The sequence below is a fragment of the Chryseobacterium nakagawai genome (assembly GCF_900637665.1).
GTDB classification, from domain to species: domain Bacteria; phylum Bacteroidota; class Bacteroidia; order Flavobacteriales; family Weeksellaceae; genus Chryseobacterium; species Chryseobacterium nakagawai.
The window spans coordinates 1,913,486-1,932,094 of record NZ_LR134386.1; the positions used below are offsets into that span (position 1 = coordinate 1,913,486).

Below are 18,609 nucleotides of genomic sequence, written 5' to 3' on the forward strand. Positions count from 1 at the left end.
CTGGAGCGTTAAGAAAATGAAGTCTGTGAACGTTAAGAAAACTCTATTGTCTGAGTGCGGGACTATTTTTGATAATAAAAATACAATGCTACCGCACGAGTTTAGAGTTTTTAGAGAACTGATTTCATTTTTAGCGGAAGGGTCCAGGTTTTGAATTTTTCGTTCTTTTGTTTCAAGACAAAAGAACATATAGGATAAGATTCTGTAATTTGATAATAAAAGAACACTGCGTTTGGAAAACAGAAAAAAGTTTTATTTTGTAAATAATTCCGTTAATGAGTTTTTGTAAGCATCACCCATCTGAAGCTTTAAAAAATGGCCATCATCTGAAAGAATGGTAGTGATAATTTCATTGGTTCCTAAAACTTTGATAGAAGAAAGGGCAACGATCTCTTTTTTATTAATTTGTGCAAAATCCTTGGCAGGAAGCATTTCCAGTAGGCTTTTAAAATTAAGGTTCTTTAAAACGATGGTGATTCCATCATTCAGAATAATATCCTTGTCACGACTGTCGATTTCTGAAGTCTTGATATAGGCTATCTGTTCTGTGAGAATAACGGTTTTCCCGATATTGCTATTCCACTCGATAAAGGCTTTCTTCTGAGGGGTGCTGATTTGTTCTTTAGCCTTTTCAAAAGCCTGGATCAAACGCTCTTTTTTGATGGGTTTTCGTACATAATCAACTACACTAAGATCAAACGCTTCAGCTGCATATTCTTTGTAAGCTGTCGTAAAGATTATTTTTTTAGAGCCGGAGATAATTTCTGCGACCTGAAGTCCTGTCATTCCGGGCATTTCAATATCCAGAATACAGAGATTGCAATCCAGGGAATCAATCTCATTCAGAAAAATTTTGGGATCATTAAATGCTTTTACAACTTCTACGTCATCAATCTGTTCACATAGAAGTTTCAAATAGCTGATGGCTAATAATTCATCATCCAGAATAACGCATTTTATCATAGAATTCTCCTAAATTGATTTTTAATTCTGCGGTGAAGATACCGTTTTTTGAACTTTTTTCAAGCTGGTAATGGGTGTTGTAGATCATTTTTAATCTCTGATCCAGAGATTGGCTCCCAAAGCCACTTTTTTCCTTTTCCAGACTATTCTTTAATGAAGCCTTATTACTTACTTTCATAGTAAACACCCGGTTTTCCAGTTCCATGAAAATGGAAATAAAAGAATCCTGTGCCAAAAAATCTGTATGTTTAAAAGCATTTTCGATAAGATCTACGGAAATAAGAGGGGCAAAAACCTTTTCTTCATATATCGAATCCGATTTATTGATCTTGAATTTGATTCTGAAGTCGAAAAGAGGGTTTACCTTAATTTTATTGATCTCAATAAGGCTTAAGGCGAAGTTTAATTCCTCTTTTGGGCTTACATATTTATTATTGCTTTCGTATAAAATATAGTCCAGCACATTCGCCAGTTTATCCAGAGACATATACGTCTGGTAAGCATGAGATTGAACAGAATTAAGAATGTTTTTAAACAAATGTGGATTCAGTTTTGTTCCGATGTGTTCTAAACGAACTTCATTCAATCTCTGTTCAATAATTTTATTTGATTCTGAAAGCTTAGTATTTCTCTGGTTCAGCTTTTGATTTTTACTGAAGAGATAAATACTTACAGCTAGAAAAAAGAAAATGGCAAAAACTCCGATGAATATCAGATAATCATGAATCATGTAGTAATTGCCTTCCATAAAGCTATAATTTTTGAAACTATTTTAGCTTCTTAAGAGCGTTTACAGTTACTGTTTCCTCACACTTTTCAAAAGTAATCTCGTAAGATGGATTTTTTTCAGGATATGTTATAAGGTAATTGGGACATGGCTTCTTTTGGGCATTACTTCTGTCAAAATCTACCTTTCCGTTGGTAATGATGCTGTCTTTTATAAACTTCTCATCAATCTTGTAAGTGTTCATCTCTGTTTTAGCCTCTTCAGAATACTTGAATTCTTTAGAAAGAGATTCTGCAATCACACGGCTGTTCGGTAAGTATCCGCTGCAGCTTGCTCCTTTTTTGTTTAAGATAAAAAATACGATAAGTAGCCCCGGAAGGAAGCCTATTGCATAAAATTTAAGTTTTTTCATTTAGAAAATTAAAAGATTGATATCGTGGTACGTAAGTCCGAAACGGTCACAGATGATCTTTTTGGTATGTCTTCCCTTGTACATATATAAGCTCTGCTTCATTTCATTTTTTCGGATCAGCATGTTTTCAAAGCCGCCCTCTTCGTCATAATTTAAAATATAGGAAAGGAAGAAGTTGGAGATAGCCTTTGTAGTGGTTCTTGGCATTCTTGAAGTAAGGTTCGGAAGGCCGCAATGGATAACTCCGTGTTTGATAATATAAGGATCTTCCATGGTGGTAAGTTCAGAGGTTTCAATAACCTTACCGTTGTCTATCGTAATATCGATGATAACACTGCCTTTTTTCATTTTCATGACCATATCTTCAGTCACAATAGGGGTCATATTCAATCTTGGGAGAGCTCCAATAACAACATCAGCACGTCTTAAACTTTTGCTGAGTTCTTTAGGATCGATGATGGAAGTCGGTACACGACTATCTACCATCGTATGAAGTCTTCTTAGCTTTGATAATGAGTTGTCGAATACTTTAACACTTGCTCCCAAACCAATGGCTGCTTTTGTCGCAAATTCACCTACAATTCCGGCTCCCAGAATAACTACTTCAGCAGGTCTTACTCCTGTAATTCCTCCAAGCATTAATCCATTGGACAGAGCTAATAATTCTGAGGCATATAAAATAGAAACGGTTCCTGCAATTTCACCGATTAATCTCACCAAGGCCAATTGCTTATATTCATCTACGATAAATTCAAAAGCAATCGCATTGATCTTTTTCTCTGCAAGCTTAAGGAAATAATCTTTGTCTCGAAGGTTGATCTGTAGTGCTGAAACCATATAAGTATTAGGTTTCATGTAATCAATCTCATCCAGGGTCGGAGGGTTGATTTTCAGGATCAGATCCTGACCGAATGCTTCTTTAGGATCATTGGTGATTTTTGCTCCAGATTCAGAATACTGTAAATCTGTAAAAAATGAACCTTCTCCGGCTCCTGATTCTATGATAATCTCATGGCCGTGTTCTACCAATACCTGTACTGCGTCCGGAGTAATGCAGGTTCTCCTTTCGTTGAGACAGGTTTCCTTAGGAATTCCAATACTGAACTGTTTTCCCTTCTTTATAACCTCCAATTTTTCCTCTTTCGGCATCAATTCTTCTTCTGTGAAAGGAGTAAAAATATTTGTACTCATCCTTAAATTATGTCTTACAGATTGTTATTTTAATACTGAATTAATAAGCAAAGATACACAATATTTACTCGAATGAAACTTCTCTGCTTTCACCTGTGTTCACAATACTCATTGTGTGGTAGTTGAGGCCGTATAGCTCTTCTTCATACACTTCCGGCCACTCAATAATGCATAGAAAAGAGTTGTCAAGATATTCTTCAATGCCAATATCATATACTTCTTCAATGTTTTTTAAGCGGTAAAGATCAAAATGAAATACTTTTCCTTTTGAAGTATTATATTCGTTAACGATAGAATAGGTAGGGGAGTTTACTTCATCCTTACTTCCCAGATTTTTAAGCAAAAATTGGGAAAAAGTGGTTTTTCCTGCCCCTAGATTCCCTTTAAGTAAAAGGATATTATGTTTTAGTTGAGGAAGAATATTGTCAACAACTTCCTGCCAGTCTTCGATGGTATGTATAGTGAATTGCATAGGCTGATTTGTTTGCAAAAATAATCATAAAACAGTCGATATATATACAACTAGTTATATAAAGTTATATAATTGTAAGGTTTTTTTTTATGTGTATTTTTGCATTATGATTTCGAAGCAGACAATAGACAAAATTTTTTCAACAATACGGGTAGAAGAGATAGTAGGAGAGTACGTTCAGTTGAAAAGAGCAGGGTCTAATTTTAAAGGACTCAGCCCTTTTCACGAGGAAAAGTCTCCCAGTTTTGTAGTCTCTCCAAGTAAGCAGATCTGGAAAGACTTCTCTACCGGAAAAGGAGGGACGGCGATTTCTTTCCTGATGGAAATTGAGAACTTCACTTATCCTGAGGCGCTTCGTCATGCTGCCAAGAAATATGGAATTGAAATCGAAGAAGATCTGCGTGAAATTTCTGAAGAAGCCAAACATGCCCAAACAGAAAAAGATCTGTTATATAAAATTCATGAAGTAGCCAATACTTATTTTCAGGAAATCCTTTGGGACGATGAAGAAGGTAGAAGCATCGGTTTTGCTTATTTCAAGGAAAGGGAGCTTAAAGATGACATCATCAAAAAGTTCCAACTAGGATATTCTCCCGAAAAGAAAAATGCTTTTACGACTTATGCATTGGAGAAAGGATATACTAAGGAAATTCTTGAAAAATCAGGACTCTCTATTTTCCCTGAAAATACTCCGGCAGGGGTTGACAGATTCCGGGAAAGGGTAATTTTCCCAATCCATAGTTTCTCAGGAAGGGTTTTAGGTTTTGGAGCCAGAATTCTTAAGAATAACGTAAAAACAGCGAAATATCTTAACTCACCGGAAACGGAAATTTATCATAAATCCAATGTTCTTTATGGATTAAACCAAAGTAAACAGTCTATTTCAAGAAAGAACGGCTGTCTTTTAGTGGAAGGGTATATGGATGTGATCTCGCTTCATATGTCCGGAATTGAAAATGTCGTAGCCAGTTCGGGAACTTCCCTGACCACAGAGCAAATCAAGCTGATTAAAAGGCTTACGGAAAATGTAACGATTCTTTTTGATGGAGATAATGCCGGAATCAAAGCGAGTTTCCGAAGTATTGATATGCTCCTTACAGAAGGAATGAATATTCGTGTTCTGCTTTTTCCGGATGGGGATGACCCGGATTCTTTTGCCAGAAAGCATCCACAAGAATATGTAGAAAAGTACATCGAAAATGAAGCGATGGATTTCATCGACTTTAAAGCTGAGATTCTGTTACGGGATGTTGGAAATGATCCTATTAAAAAGGCAGAGGCCATTCGTGATATTGTTAAATCGGTTTCCTTTGTACAGAATGCACTGAAAAGAGAGGTATACCTGAAGGAGGTCTCCAATAAATTCGGACTTTCTGAGCAGAGTCTTTTCAATGAGCTTGATGTTCAGAAGCAGATTACCCAGAATCAGACCCATCATGTTCAGCAACAACAGAAGGAAAAAGTCGCACCAAAGCTGGAGATTGTTCCTTTGGATCAGGAAAAAGAAGATCCTTTTTTATTCGATGTCCTGTTTATGGAGAATAAACTGGTAGATCATATGCTGATGTTTGGAGATATTGTACTGAAAAGAAGAAATGAGAATAATGAAGAGTATCAGATTACAGTCATTGAAGAGATTCTTCATCATTTTGAAGAAGAGCAGTACGCATTTTTAGTCAAAGAAAATGAGATCATTATCAATCAGGTAAGAGAGGGAATTCAGAAAGATGAATTGAGAAGTGGAAACTTTTTTGTATCTTTTATGGACGAGGAAATTACAACAAAGGTTGTAGATGCTTTGATGCCACTGGATGAACTTGAAAACTGGGCTTCCAGAAATATTTATCCACCTAATTACGGAGATAAGGTAGCAGATCAGATTCAGGGTGATGTTTTATTGCATAAATACAGGTATATTGATTATCTGATCACAGAAACGGCTAAGGAACTGGATCAATACAGCAGCACTGATGAAGTAAAATACTATGAACTTATTAAAAAAATTACCTTGTTGAAGCAGGCTTCCATTAGATTAAGTAATATCATTGAATATTCCCCAATTAAAGGAATCTATGGGAATAGAAAGAGATAGTGTAAGACAAAATAATTACAGATTCTATGACAAAAAGTCCTATAAAATTTTAGGAATAAATATTGTAATTTAAACGTTGAAAATAGTATTAAAATAATACATAATATAAATATGGACATTAAAAAGGAATTCAGAGATTTCTCTGTAAAACATTTAGGAAACAACGGTCTGGCTACCGATCAGTATATGGGAATGTATGGCCCAACGAATCTTACTCCATACATCATGGAAGAAAGAAGACTAAACGTTGCTCAGATGGACGTTTTCTCTCGTTTGATGATGGACAGAATTATCTTTTTAGGAACAGGAATTGACGATCAGGTAGCGAATATCGTTACTGCTCAGCTTTTATTCTTAGAAAGTGCAGATCCGTCTAAAGATATTCAGATCTACATCAATTCTCCTGGGGGTAGTGTGTATGCAGGATTAGGTATTTATGACACCATGCAGATCATTAAGCCTGATGTAGCAACAATCTGTACAGGTATAGCTGCTTCAATGGGAGCTGTATTATTGGTGGCAGGAGAAAAAGGAAAGCGCTCTGCACTTAAACACTCAAGAGTTATGATTCACCAGCCTTCAGGAGGAGCTCAGGGAGTTGCTTCTGATATGGAAATCAACTTAAGAGAGATGTTGAAATTGAAGCAGGAGCTTTATGACATTATCGCTCTTCATTCAGGGCAGACTTATGAGTGGGTAGAGAAATCTTCCGATAGAGATTACTGGATGACTTCTGAAGAAGCTAAAAACTTTGGAATGGTAGATGAGGTTTTACAGAGATCTACAGAAAAAAAATAATTGATTGTATAATCATATTGAAAAAACGCATCCAATTTGGATGCGTTTTTTGTTTGACTGCGAATGCACATATTTTTATATTCATTTTTACTTCTTCACAACCTTATGCACTGTAGAACCATTTTGGGTTTTAACCTCAACCCAATAGATTCCGGTATTTAAGGCTTTAAGATTAATTTTTGTTGCTTGTGAAGTCATTATTTTCTGCCCTAAAGAAGAATAAATATTTACTTCTTTCACCTTTTCAGAACTTTCAATCTGAATAAAATCACTCGTTGGATTAGGATAAATATTGAATAAGGCCTTTTTATTTACAGAAGAGACGGATAATGTAGCGTTACTTGCCTCAGTAGGAGTGAAAGGTCTTCTTTCTCCGAAGCTTAATCCCAACCAGCTATTGTTACCCAATTGTATCTGGCTAAGATCATTCTTTTTCTGCCAGCTGGAAAGATCTTTTCCTGTATATAATTTCCAGTTTTCTGCTCCAGAGTTGTTTCCCGTAAAGGCATTTAATGACAGACTGGAAATTTGATTATTGCCAGAAGTGAAATTGAAATATGAAGCTTGGGATTGAATTAGCTGTAAAGCCTGTTCCGCTGTTATACTGCCATTATATTGAATTCCAAAAACGAAGGAGTTGGCTTCACCATGAGAGTTATTGGTTCCAAAATCTACAACAACAAGACTTTTATTAGTTCCTGTACCAATCCAATTGGTAATTTGAGATGAGGTATACCATTGGGAGCTGTAAGCCGGTACAGGCGCTGATGGTGGAGTGTCGATTTCATCAATACCATAGGTAATACCAAACCACAATCCATCTGTTAAAGCAGTGTAACCTACACCATTATTTTGATTGGACATATTCCCGGCATTGAGACCAGACCAGGTAATCCAGTAATCATCTGTGCTTGGAGTGTGGTGATTGTAGGCAAAACTGTACAGAAACCCTGAAGGGATATCAGCCTCTATTGTAGGTTCTGCCGCCGCAATAGCGTTAATCATGTCTTCCGCCATTAAATTATTACCATCAAAACGATAGCCCCACGCATAAGAGGCAGGTGTATTGTTATCATTGAAATCGGCTATGAAATAAGCCTTTTTAGAACCGGTTCCTACCCAAAACTTAATGTCGTTTTCAGTGAATTGAGCAAAGAATAACTGCATAAAAAGCAGCAAGAAAAAAAGAGAGATTTTTCTCATAATATAATTAAATTAAAGTTTTATTCCCGAAACTTATTTATTGACAGGATGATCTTTAATCCTGAAATTAAATGGGTCTTCAAGGCAGGTCTCCTGGCTCGCATCCTATAGCAGACCTTCCCAGACTTTGGAGTCCAGTGGTATCGTATAGCTACAGGTAAAACAGCTTACAGTTGCGGGTACAGCTCAAGATTTGAATAATATTCTCACTTGATTCCCTATAGTGAACAGTGTTCAACCTTAAAAACGGTGCAAATATATCATATAAATTTTTGATGTCTGTTTTGTGAATTATATAGCAATGGTCAGCTTTTTCTGATGTTGAATTATATTTTTAATAATGGGTTTTATTGATTGATAATAAATTGAGTTTTAATTTTGAATTTTCGAAGTTAAATTTCAATTTTTGTTGTTTATATTGAATTAATCTCAAAGTTATATTGTTAAAATACAATTATCATTACATTCAAGATCAGTTTATAATCAAGTTATACTTTCGCGCCATAAAAGTTAATATGAAAAAACTACTATTATCTGTTTTGATGATGGCTTCATTATGGTCATGCAGCAAAGATGATGACAACAATGTAAATAACCAGGATATTAATTATTCTAAGCTTCCGCAGGAGTTTCCGTTTTCAAAAATGGTAACAATAAACGGAGTAGATGTTATTAATGGTGGATTTGGATCAGGCGCAGCCGCCCATCCTACAAGAAAAGGAGAGTTTTATGTCATTACAGACCGTGGCCCGAACACTGATTACCTAAACGGAAAAAAGTTTTTAACCCCCAACTTTACACCAACTATAATGCATTTTAAAATTAATGCAGAAGGGAATGTGGAAGTCATTAAATATATTAAACTTAAAAATCCATCAGGACAACCTATTACAGGACTTCCAAACCCAGTAGGAATGGGAAGTACAGGTGAAGTAGCTTACGATGCAGCAGGAAATGTTCTGGGTACAGATAAATATGGTTTAGATAGTGAAAGTATTGTAGCAGCACCCGATGGTACATTTTGGGTTTCTGATGAATATGGACCACATATTGTTCATTATAATGCTGATGGAGTAGAGCTGGAAAGAATAAGCCCGATTGGGGTAAATACAGGAAACAGAAAATTACCTGCAGTTTTAGCTAAAAGAAGAGCTAACAGAGGAATGGAAGGTCTTTGTATGACTCCGGACGGAAAAACATTGGTAGGAACCATACAATCAATGATGTTTGTCCCATCAAAGGCGTTGGCAACAAATACAACCTTAACGAGAATTGTAACTTTCGATATCAATACTGGACAAACGAAACAATACCTATATAAACAAGATGGTGGAGCTTCTGATTCGGTTTGTGATATTACAGCATTAGGTAATAATGAATTCCTTGTCATTGAAAGAGATGGTAACTTCGGAACACAGGGCGGAATTAAAAAAGTATACAGAATCAATCTAAATGATGCAACAGATGTAAACGGAACCGATCTTGCAGCGGTAGATGGGATGAAGGTAAACGGAAAAGCACTGGAGCAATGTACATGGGATGAGCTTACCAATGCAGGAATTAAACCTGTTTCTAAAAAAATAGCTGTAGATCTGGTGGCAAAACTAGGTTATGAACATGATAAATTTGAAGGAATTGTTTATTTAGGAAATAATAAGCTGGCCGTTTTCAATGATGATGATTTTGGAGTAGTAGATGACGGAAACGGGAATCCTAAAGCAAAAATACTGCCTAAAACGGGAAAGGTAGACAAAGGAACTATGTATATAGTCGATATTCAATAATTAGATTTTTTTTAACAGAAAACGGCGTGATTTATTCCGCCGTTTTTTATTATATTATTATTGACCTTGATAATTAGTTTAGAAAATAAAAGATATTTGGAAGAAAGGTGCTGTTTGTTCGGCTTATTCAATCCAAACTCTGTTATTTTTAAAATCAATTGTGAAAATATAGCTGCACATGGCTTCAAAATTGAGTACGCCATCATAAATAATATCTCTTGTAAATGACTTTGAGGTAAATGTTTTTTTTCCAATAATAAATGGAGTCTCAGAATTCATTTGATCCTTGTCTTTTGATAGCTTCCAGGTTGCAGCAGTTTCTGTAGATAAAAGTAAAGGCCCGCTGTTTCCAGAATCAAGAAGAAACCAGTATGATTGATTGTCTTTTGGAAGATTCAAAAAAATATTAAGTTCAGTAGCTTCCAGACCATTGGCAAATCTGCTGGAAACTAGATGTTTTCTATGTATTGCCTTTTTGGATGAAGAATGACTTTCAATAATAATGGTATTTTTAGCAAGATTGAGCGTAAGAATATGATCAGTAAATGATTTTAAAGAGATGAGACCATCTATTTTAGGAAATTCTTTTGGCAGAATAGTCATTGAGATATGATCTGATTTTTGAACTTTAATAATTTCTCCGCTCATTCTAAATCCTGTTGCACTTCCATATATTTTTTTGTTAAAATGCTTTGCGATCTCTGGAGAAATAAGTGTCCCACCTCCACCGGTATCAAAAAGGAAATTATATTTTTCCCCTTCAATAATTACCTCTACAGTTTTCATGTTTTCAATATAAGGTTTTAGTCTTATTGTGTCTTGTCCAAATCCCCAAATGCTTATTCCTAAAAATAATAAAGTGAAAAATGTTTTCTTTGTTTTCATAATTCTTTTGTTTGTTGTGTGAGACAGAATAGTCTCTGTTTTATAGCAGACAAATTTGAATTATTATCTTCCGAAAAGCGACCGATTTTAAAAAGTCGAACCAAATAAAAAGGGTTGATCAATTTGCTTTATAAAAGGTATTTCTGTATTCTGTAGGGGTTAAAGTAGTATATTTTTTAAATGCAGTATTAAATGATGATTTTGAATTAAAGCCAACCTGGTATAAGATTTCTAAGACAGTGCAATCTTTTTTAGAATGATTTTTTAATAATTCCATTGCATTTTCGATGCGGTGTGTATTCACAAAATCAAAAAAATGCTGATTCATATTTGAGTTAATTAAAACGGACAATTCCCGGGTTGACATATTCATTTGCGCTGCAAGGTTTTGAACCGTAAGAGCTGGATCTAAATAAGGCTTTTCTTCTACCATATATTTGTTCAGTAATTCGATTTGGAAATTGATACTGTTATCGTTGATCTTTTGTTGGTCTTCTGATTTGATCTTCGAAGGTATTTCACCTTTTAAATCGTTTATGATCTGTAACTGAGTATCAACTCCTCTAAAAAATTCAGGATATTTTAATGCTTTTAAAACAAACCAGCTCGTGACAATTAATGCAATGATATCCAGAAATCCATTAATGAAAATTAGAAGTTGATGATTATCGGTATATCTCAATATATTTTTAAAGGTTGCAAAATAATGAACAGCTGTAAAAAGTAAGGTTATTTGAAACAACCATTTAAAGACTAAATTGGCAGAATAAGATTGATTTTGGAGATAGAGATTTCGGGTTCTTCTTAAAATCAAGAAAATGAAAATTGTGTAAACTAAATACTGGATTTCTATCAAATATTGGAAAATAATCATTTCAAAGGTTTGATGATGATGCTTGAAGAAATACTTTTTTTCAATATCATCAGCCCCATAAATTCCTGAAGCCAACAAAAGGTTGATAATGATAAAAGGAATTGTATGTAAAAGGAATTTACTTTTTAACTGAAAGTCATTATAGCAAAGTGATAGAACATACAAGTAGAATAGGGGAATGTTCAATAATATGACAGTCCATCTGAAAATCTCTAAATTTGGATAAATGCTAATGATAGGTTCAGCAATGAAAACTCCGGCAATATCAATAGCTGTCAGAAAAAGATATCCTACAAAAAGTTGATTGGAAAGTTTTTTAGTAGATTTTATGGTCAATAAAAAGAAAATAAGAAGGAATAATATAAAAACAGATATGATAGCGATCGTTTTTAAAAAATCCATTTAAGTAGTTTTAAGTGATGTATAAAAAATAAAAATCTTCAGGAGGTCTTCACTTCCTATCCTGGACCCCCAACTAATTTTTCCTAAAAATCAAAACAAATGTAAATATAGTTTTTTATAATAAAAAAGCGGTCTCAAAAAATAATGTTTCTCATAGTCATCTGGCTGATAGCTTTTGCTATTTAGTAGATTCCTGGAGTACTATGTTATCTTTTAGAGACCGCCTCTTTTTTATGTTACCTCTTTTAATTGAAAGCCTCAATAATTTTAGAGAAATCCTCTAATTTTAAAGCAGCACCACCAATCAGACCACCATCAATATCGGGCTGAGAGAAAATTTCTTTTGCATTATCCGGCTTCACAGAACCTCCATAAAGGATAGAAACCTCATCTGCTACTTCCTGTCCGTATTTAGCGGCAATAGTATTTCTGATGTGTGCGTGAATTTCCTGTGCCTGTTCCGGGCTTGCTGTTTCTCCAGTTCCGATAGCCCAAACCGGTTCGTAAGCAATAACTACTTTTTTGATCTCTTCAGCAGAAAGAGTGAAAAGAGCGACTTCAGTTTGATTTTTCACTACCTCCAGGTGTTGACCTGCTTTTCTCTGTTCAAGAGTTTCACCATTACAATAGATTGGAGTAAGACCTTTATCTAAAGCTAATTTTACTTTTCTGTTGCAGTGAGAATCTGTTTCCCCGTGGTATTGTCTTCTTTCAGAGTGTCCGATCAATGAACCTGTAGCGTCGATAGATTCTAACATATCAGCAGAAATTTCTCCTGTGTAGGCACCGCTTTCGTGCTCGCTCATATCCTGAGAGAACACGCCGATTTCATCCTTTTCAAAGATGTCTTTAGCCATCATTAAATATAAAGATGGTGGAGCGATCCAAACCTCACAGTTGGTTGCATTATTGTTTTTATAGCTTAGCAATTGAATCATTAATTGTTGTGCATCAATTACATTTTTGTTCATTTTCCAGTTGCCTGCAACTATTTTTCTTCTCATAAGATTTATATATTGATTTATTACTTTTTTATTAACCTCGCATTTTAAATCTGCGTTATCTGCAAAATCCTTATTTATTAATCCCTTCCAATTTAAACATGAAAGCATAGACCAAAGCAATATCCTTCAGATAATCAAATCTTCCGGAAGCTCCTCCGTGACCGTAATCCATGTCTGTTTTTAACAATAAAACATTTTTATCTGTTTTCATATCTCTAAGTTTCGCCACCCATTTTGCAGGTTCAAAATATTGTACCTGAGAATCATGAAGACCTGTTGTTACCAATAAATTCGGATAGTTTTTCTTTTCGATATTTTCATAGGGAGAATACGATTTCATATAGAGATAAGCCTCTTTGTTGTTAGGGTTACCCCATTCATCATATTCATTGGTCGTCAAAGGAATACTGGTGTCAAGCATGGTGTTGATAACGTCAACGAAAGGGACTTGTGAAATAATACCATTCCAAAGACCTGGGCTCATGTTGGCTATAGCTCCCATTAACAGTCCGCCTGCACTTCCTCCTTGAGCATATAGATGTTTTGGTGAAGTATATTTTTCTTTCACAAGATATTCTCCCGCATCAATGAAATCAGTAAATGTATTTTTCTTTTTCATCATTTTCCCGTCTTCGTACCATTGTCTTCCCATTTCCTGACCGCCGCGGATATGAGCAATAGCATAGGCAAAACCTCTCTCTAAAAGGCTTAATCGATTGCTGTTGAAGGTAGCATCCATAGAGCTTCCGTAAGAGCCGTAAGCATACAGTAATAACGGACTGTTACCATCTTTCTTGAACCCTTTTTTATAAACAATTGAAATAGGAATCTTAGTTCCGTCTTTAGCTGTGGCAAAAAGCCTTTCTGTAGTATAATTTTCTTTATTATAACCACCCAAAATTTCTTGTTGCTTCAGAAGGATTCTTTTTCCTGTCTTTAAGTCTTGTTCATATTGAGAACTTGGAGTAATCATTGAAGTATACCCAAAACGGAAATTATCTGTATTGTACTCAGGATTTCCTGATGGATAAACAGTATAAGCGGCTTCATCAAATTTAAGAAAGTCTTGTTTACCTGTTTTTCGATCATAGATTACCAATTGAGAAAGGCCATTCTGCCTTTCACTGAATACAAGATAATTTTTAAACTCAGTAATTCCCTCCATCAGAACCTCTTTTCTGTGAGGTATAAAATCTTTCCAGTTCTCAACACCTGTTTTGTTTAAAGGAGTTTCTACAACTTTAAAGTTAAGAGCATCCTTATTGGTGGTGATCAAAAATTTATCTTCCAGTGGAGTGACCTCATACAGCACATCTTTTATTCTAGGCTGGAAAACCTTAAATGTTCCATTGGGATCATTGGCATCAAGATATCTGGTTTCGGAAGAAGTGGTAGCCTGAGAATAGATCATGATGAATTTCTCATTCTTGGATTTTCCTACACCAATATAGTTGGTTTTATCCTTTTCCTCATACACAAGGACATCCTTTGAAGAATCAGTTCCCAGAGTATGTCTGAAAATCTTTTCCGTTAAAAGAGTTTCCGGGTTCTTAGAGGTATAAAATATCGTCTTGTTATCGTTCGCCCATGTGGTTGATCCTGTGGTGTTTTTAATACCAAGATCAATGGTTTTTCCTGTTGAAAGATCTTTTAAAAATAATTTATACTGTCTTCGGGATACATCATCCACACCATAAATAAGTTTTGTGTTATCCGGACTGATACTGAAGCCTGAAGCCGAATAATAGGAATGACCTTCAGCCTGTTGGTCTACATCCAGAAGAATCTCTTCAGGAGCGGTAAGGCTGCCCTTTTTTCTGCAATATTTAAAATACTGTTTTCCCGCTTCTGTACGAGTGTAGTAATAATATCCGTTTTTAAAAACCGGAACAGATTCATCTTTCTCTTTGATTCTGGCTTTCATTTCCTGGAAAAGCTTTTCTCTGAAAGGTTCCGTATCTTTCATCATGCTTTCCCAATAGGTGTTTTCAGCCTTTAAATAATTAACAACTTTGGTAGAATCTTTTCCTTTTTTAAAATAATCGATCATCCAGTAATAAGGATCATTGACCTTATCACCATGGATTTCTCTGATGTGTTCCTGCTTTTCTGCAACAGGAGCTTTCAAATCCGGAAATTTCTGAGATTGAAATGTGGATGCACTCATTACTAATAGCCCTAGATAAATTTTTTTCATGGTAGTTTTTTGATTTTGAGAAAAATTATAATCCCCATAGGTTTTTTAGCAAAACGTAGAAAGTATGTTCTTCCTCGGTTACCTTATTATCTGCTTTAATCAGAGATTTGGCAAACTGAGCAAATTTTACACGTTCATCTTCTGTAGAATCATCAAGGAAACATCTTCCATGAAATTCAAAGTGATCTTTCCACTCTTCAGGTTGTAAAAGAGCTAATGTTTCCAGCTCATTGTCAAGGTTCATTCTGAAAGGAAATTCATCTGCCAGATATTGCTGTACCAACATTCCTTCTTCAGGAGCAAACTCTCCGTCTACAGAAGAAAGGATCATTAATAAGTGGTAACCAGCGATTGATTTATTTGATTTTTGCATAAGCTTTAAAATTAAGTTTAGTGTTTATAGATATAGTCTGACCTTTACAAGCTTTAGTCTTTATTTTTTGAAATTTACTATTCACTTGCGGAGCAAAATTGACCATTCACGTTTATTTTATATAATCCTTTCCAGGCTGTTTGTCAACAATTTTTCCATTTTGAAGAACCAGTACAAAAGGGTTGCTTCTTGCAATGGTTTTAATGGCAGTACCGTCCATCATTGCATTTTTAATGGTTTTAAAAGTATTCTGATCTGTAGAAACTCCATAGATAAGTGCTCCTTTCTGGGCATTTACTTTAGCCTCTACTTTTTGAAGAAGATCAGCAGAAACCTCTTTCGGGTGATAAGAAAATACCAGAATAGCTTTTGGGGCTTTGATGATTTCATCAGTAAGTTCCATTCCTGTAGGATCTTCAATCTTGAATTTTACAATCTCAGATTTATAACCTTCTTTTACAAGAACAGATTCATTTTTTCCTTCTTCAATTTTCCATGGAGAACCTTCTGCCCAGTATTTTGTTTCCTTGATGTACTCATCCTGATTCACTTTTAAAACTTCACCTGTTTTTTGATTTTTCAGGGAATAAAAAGTCTTGTACTCAGATGGGTTTTTAGTAATTTTTTCTTTCTCCCCTTTGATGTCTGTACCGATTTTATAATCACGGAAATCAATCATGGGTTCATGCATAATTCCCTGAGCCATAATGTAGATCATCACTATAGAAAACGCTGCGAAAATATAATATTTGAACTTGCCTGTAGATTGTATTCTGGCTGTCCCATATTCATCCGTTTTGCGGAAATCTTTTTTGTACAGGACAAACAAAATGATCAGTCCTACAAGAAGAACCACATCTTTAAAGAAACTCTGCCAGGGCGTAAATTTAATAGCATCTCCGAAACATCCGCAATCTGTAACCACATTGAAATAGGCAGAATAGAAGGTAAGGAAGCCAAAGAACACGCAAAGTGCAATTAAAGCTGATAAGGTAAATTTAAGCTTCATTTTCAGCAGCAACATAAATCCTAGGAAAAGCTCCAGTACCACAACGATAATTGAAAACAGCAGGGCAAATTTTTCAAAAAACGGCATATTGAAGACAGCAGGTGAAAAATATTCCTCCATCTTAAAAGAGAATCCTACGAGATCCACAGCTTTTACAAAGCCGGAAAGGATAAAAATGACAGCGATAATAAAGCGTAATAAACCTTTGATCATGTTAAATAGTTTTGGGTTCGAATTGGTTTTTTTGTTCAGAGAATTTAATCAGGCAGAAAACAGCATAATTTAGCATATCGAAATAGTTGGCATCAAGGCCTTCTGAAACTATGGTTTTTCCCTGGTTATCCTCAATTTGTTTGGTTCTCAGTACTTTCTGATAAATAAGATCTGTAATAGAAGAGATTCTCATATCTCTCCATGCTTCCCCATAATCATGGTTTTTTCTTTCCATTAAAGCTTGAGCTTCCTGAGAATATTTGTCATACAGACTTAAAATTTCTTCCTTATTTTCATTAAAATCATTGGAAAGCCCTTTTTCAAGCTGAATAAGCCCAATGATAGAGTAATTGACAATCGCGATAAATTCATCTTCTTCACTTTCATCCACCATTTTTACATCAGTCATTTGCAGCGTACGGATTCTGTTGACTTTGATATAAATCTGATCCGTAATGGAACTCGGTCTTAAAACCCTCCACGCTGGTCCGTAATCCTGTAGCTTTTTACTGAAAAGATCACGACACTGACTGATAACTTTCTCGAACTGTACTGATGTTTTTGACATAAAATTTCTTAATCTTCCAAATATACGAATTCGGTTTTGTTTATGAAACGAGTCTGAGGGGAATCATGTTTGAGAGTTGCAGGGTTTTAGAGTAGGAGTGTAAGAGAGTGTGAGAGTATCGAGTGGAAATAAGTAATTAAGGAGAGCTAATTTTTGGGTATTAGCTTCCCATTCCAAGTGCAAATCACTAATTTTGCAGGAGATAAAATCATGTATCAATTATCATTCATCATTTATAAACTCCTATGCTTTCAAACTCTAAAACTCTGGAACTCTCAAACGCTCAAGCCCATTCTATCAACTGTAATGGCCGACTGGTACAACTGGATAGACCAAAGATCATGGGGATCCTCAATCTTACTCCGGATTCATTCTCAGATGGAGGAAAATTTAATGACGAAAAGCTGGCATTAGAGCATGCTGAGAAGCTGTTGAAAGATGGGGCTGAAATTATTGATATTGGTCCGCAATCTACCCGTCCCAATGCTGAGTTTTTGAGCAGTGAACAGGAAGTTCAAAGGATTGGGAATATGATTTCTAACATTAAAAAAGAATTTCCAGAAGTATTGATTTCTTTGGACACATTTTATGCAGAAACAGTGAGATTCGGCTTCAATGAAGGGATCGATATGATTAATGATATCTCAGGCGGACAGTATGATGAAAAAATGTTTGAGACAGTGGCAGAAACCAAGCTTCCATACATTTTGATGCATATCAATCCATCTTATGAAACCATGCATGATAAGATTCAGTTTGAGGATATAACATTGGACGTGAACCGATATTTTTCTGAAAAAACTAATGAACTGTTACAAAAAGGGGTAAAAGATATCATCCTTGATCCTGGCTTTGGCTTTGGAAAAACAGTAGAAGATCAGATGAAAATGATCGATGAGGTTAAATATTTAGGGTTTGGAAAATTTCCTTTGCTAATTGGTATTTCTAGAAAATCATTTATCTATAAACCCCTTGGAAGATCTCCACTTGATATCAATGAAGAAACGCAGAAATTACATATGTTGGTTCTGGAACAAGGTGCTAAAATTGTAAGAGTTCATGATGTGGCTGAAGCAAAGAAAACCCTCAATTGTTTTTTACAGAAAAAATAAAAAGTGATAAAAAAACTTGTGGGTTTTTAAAAAGTTTATACATTTGCAGTATGAATTTTACGAATCAGAAAAATATTATTGTCATTTCTATTGCAGCTGTTGTCATTTACAACAGTCAGGAAACGGCACTTTAGAATAGATTTTCTTTAAAATATATAGGCCGTTTCATATTTGAAGCGGCTTTTTTTTGTTTAATTTTTAGAATACAACTATGTATCAGTTATTCGCAGTAATTATTATCGTCATTATTATTCCCTTACGTATGTGAGACGGAAGATGTATGACTGTACATATATTGAGCCCTCTCACACTGTGAGAGGGCTTTTTTTA

17 protein-coding genes and 1 riboswitch are annotated in these 18,609 nt (G+C 35.1%); of the genes, 4 read left to right on the forward strand and 13 right to left on the reverse strand.

Annotated features, from left to right (window positions below):
• Positions 1-252: 252 nt before the first annotated feature.
• From EL260_RS08800 to tsaE, 5 genes are all read right to left on the reverse strand, one after another.
• Positions 253-963 (reverse strand): LytR/AlgR family response regulator transcription factor, encoded by a 711-nt coding sequence (locus EL260_RS08800; protein ID WP_123859800.1) that lies wholly within the window; start codon positions 961-963, stop codon positions 253-255.
• Positions 938-1,711 (reverse strand): sensor histidine kinase, encoded by a 774-nt coding sequence (locus EL260_RS08805; RefSeq protein ID WP_123859801.1) that lies wholly within the window; start codon positions 1,709-1,711, stop codon positions 938-940. The genes EL260_RS08800 and EL260_RS08805 overlap by 26 nt, the downstream gene beginning before the upstream one ends.
• A 19-nt stretch (positions 1,712-1,730) precedes the next feature.
• Positions 1,731-2,102, reverse strand: a complete 372-nt coding sequence (locus EL260_RS08810) for a DUF4258 domain-containing protein (RefSeq protein WP_123859802.1) — start codon at positions 2,100-2,102, stop codon at positions 1,731-1,733.
• The gene (locus tag EL260_RS08815; protein ID WP_123859803.1) at positions 2,103-3,293 is read right to left on the reverse strand and encodes an alanine dehydrogenase; all 1,191 of its coding nucleotides are present in this window, start codon (positions 3,291-3,293) and stop codon (positions 2,103-2,105) included. It abuts the gene before it with no gap.
• A gap of 64 nt (positions 3,294-3,357) precedes the next feature.
• On the reverse strand, positions 3,358-3,765 hold the full coding sequence (tsaE, locus tag EL260_RS08820; protein ID WP_123859804.1) for a tRNA (adenosine(37)-N6)-threonylcarbamoyltransferase complex ATPase subunit type 1 TsaE: 408 nt from the start codon (positions 3,763-3,765) through the stop codon (positions 3,358-3,360).
• A gap of 106 nt (positions 3,766-3,871) precedes the next feature.
• Between tsaE and dnaG the strand changes: the two genes are divergently transcribed.
• Positions 3,872-5,857 (forward strand): DNA primase, encoded by a 1,986-nt coding sequence (gene dnaG, locus EL260_RS08825; RefSeq protein ID WP_123859805.1) that lies wholly within the window; start codon positions 3,872-3,874, stop codon positions 5,855-5,857.
• 111 nt (positions 5,858-5,968) lie between these two features.
• Positions 5,969-6,655, forward strand: a complete 687-nt coding sequence (gene clpP / locus EL260_RS08830; RefSeq protein ID WP_123859806.1) for an ATP-dependent Clp endopeptidase proteolytic subunit ClpP — start codon at positions 5,969-5,971, stop codon at positions 6,653-6,655.
• Positions 6,656-6,742: 87 nt separating this feature from the next.
• On the opposite strand, the gene EL260_RS08835 is transcribed toward clpP, so the two are convergent.
• Positions 6,743-7,858: a T9SS type A sorting domain-containing protein gene (locus EL260_RS08835; protein WP_123859807.1), complete on the reverse strand. Its 1,116-nt coding sequence runs from the start codon at positions 7,856-7,858 to the stop codon at positions 6,743-6,745.
• A gap of 66 nt (positions 7,859-7,924) precedes the next feature.
• A riboswitch (cobalamin riboswitch) is annotated at positions 7,925-8,116 on the reverse strand.
• Positions 8,117-8,373: 257 nt separating this feature from the next.
• Between EL260_RS08835 and EL260_RS08840 the strand changes: the two genes are divergently transcribed.
• Positions 8,374-9,642, forward strand: a complete 1,269-nt coding sequence (locus EL260_RS08840; protein ID WP_123859808.1) for an esterase-like activity of phytase family protein — start codon at positions 8,374-8,376, stop codon at positions 9,640-9,642.
• 123 nt (positions 9,643-9,765) lie between these two features.
• Here EL260_RS08840 and EL260_RS08845 read toward each other — a convergent pair whose 3' ends face one another.
• The 7 genes from EL260_RS08845 to EL260_RS08875 form a co-directional block, all read right to left on the reverse strand.
• A complete protein-coding gene (locus EL260_RS08845) occupies positions 9,766-10,527 on the reverse strand; it encodes a pepsin/retropepsin-like aspartic protease family protein (RefSeq protein ID WP_123859809.1) in 762 nt (253 codons plus the stop codon).
• A 118-nt stretch (positions 10,528-10,645) separates the two neighbouring features.
• Positions 10,646-11,803, reverse strand: coding sequence for a helix-turn-helix domain-containing protein (locus EL260_RS08850; RefSeq protein ID WP_123859810.1), 1,158 nt, complete (start codon positions 11,801-11,803; stop codon positions 10,646-10,648).
• 245 nt (positions 11,804-12,048) lie between these two features.
• Positions 12,049-12,807 carry a triose-phosphate isomerase gene (gene tpiA, locus EL260_RS08855; protein ID WP_123319891.1) on the reverse strand — a complete coding sequence of 253 codons (759 nt, stop codon included), beginning with the start codon at positions 12,805-12,807 and terminating at the stop codon, positions 12,049-12,051.
• Positions 12,808-12,877: 70 nt separating this feature from the next.
• Complete coding sequence (locus EL260_RS08860) at positions 12,878-15,004, reverse strand: S9 family peptidase (RefSeq protein ID WP_123859811.1); 2,127 nt, start codon at positions 15,002-15,004, stop codon at positions 12,878-12,880.
• Positions 15,005-15,029: 25 nt separating this feature from the next.
• Positions 15,030-15,377 carry a TerB family tellurite resistance protein gene (locus EL260_RS08865; protein ID WP_123859812.1) on the reverse strand — a complete coding sequence of 116 codons (348 nt, stop codon included), beginning with the start codon at positions 15,375-15,377 and terminating at the stop codon, positions 15,030-15,032.
• A 112-nt stretch (positions 15,378-15,489) separates the two neighbouring features.
• Entirely contained in the window at positions 15,490-16,599 is a 1,110-nt protein-coding gene (locus tag EL260_RS08870; RefSeq protein WP_123859813.1) for a BT_3928 family protein, read from the reverse strand.
• A 1-nt stretch (position 16,600) separates the two neighbouring features.
• Complete coding sequence (locus EL260_RS08875) at positions 16,601-17,167, reverse strand: DUF1599 domain-containing protein (protein WP_123859814.1); 567 nt, start codon at positions 17,165-17,167, stop codon at positions 16,601-16,603.
• 245 nt (positions 17,168-17,412) lie between these two features.
• On the opposite strand from EL260_RS08875, the gene folP reads away from it, so the two are divergent.
• Positions 17,413-18,279, forward strand: a complete 867-nt coding sequence (gene folP / locus EL260_RS08880; RefSeq protein WP_164466620.1) for a dihydropteroate synthase — start codon at positions 17,413-17,415, stop codon at positions 18,277-18,279.
• Positions 18,280-18,609 lie beyond the last annotated feature (330 nt).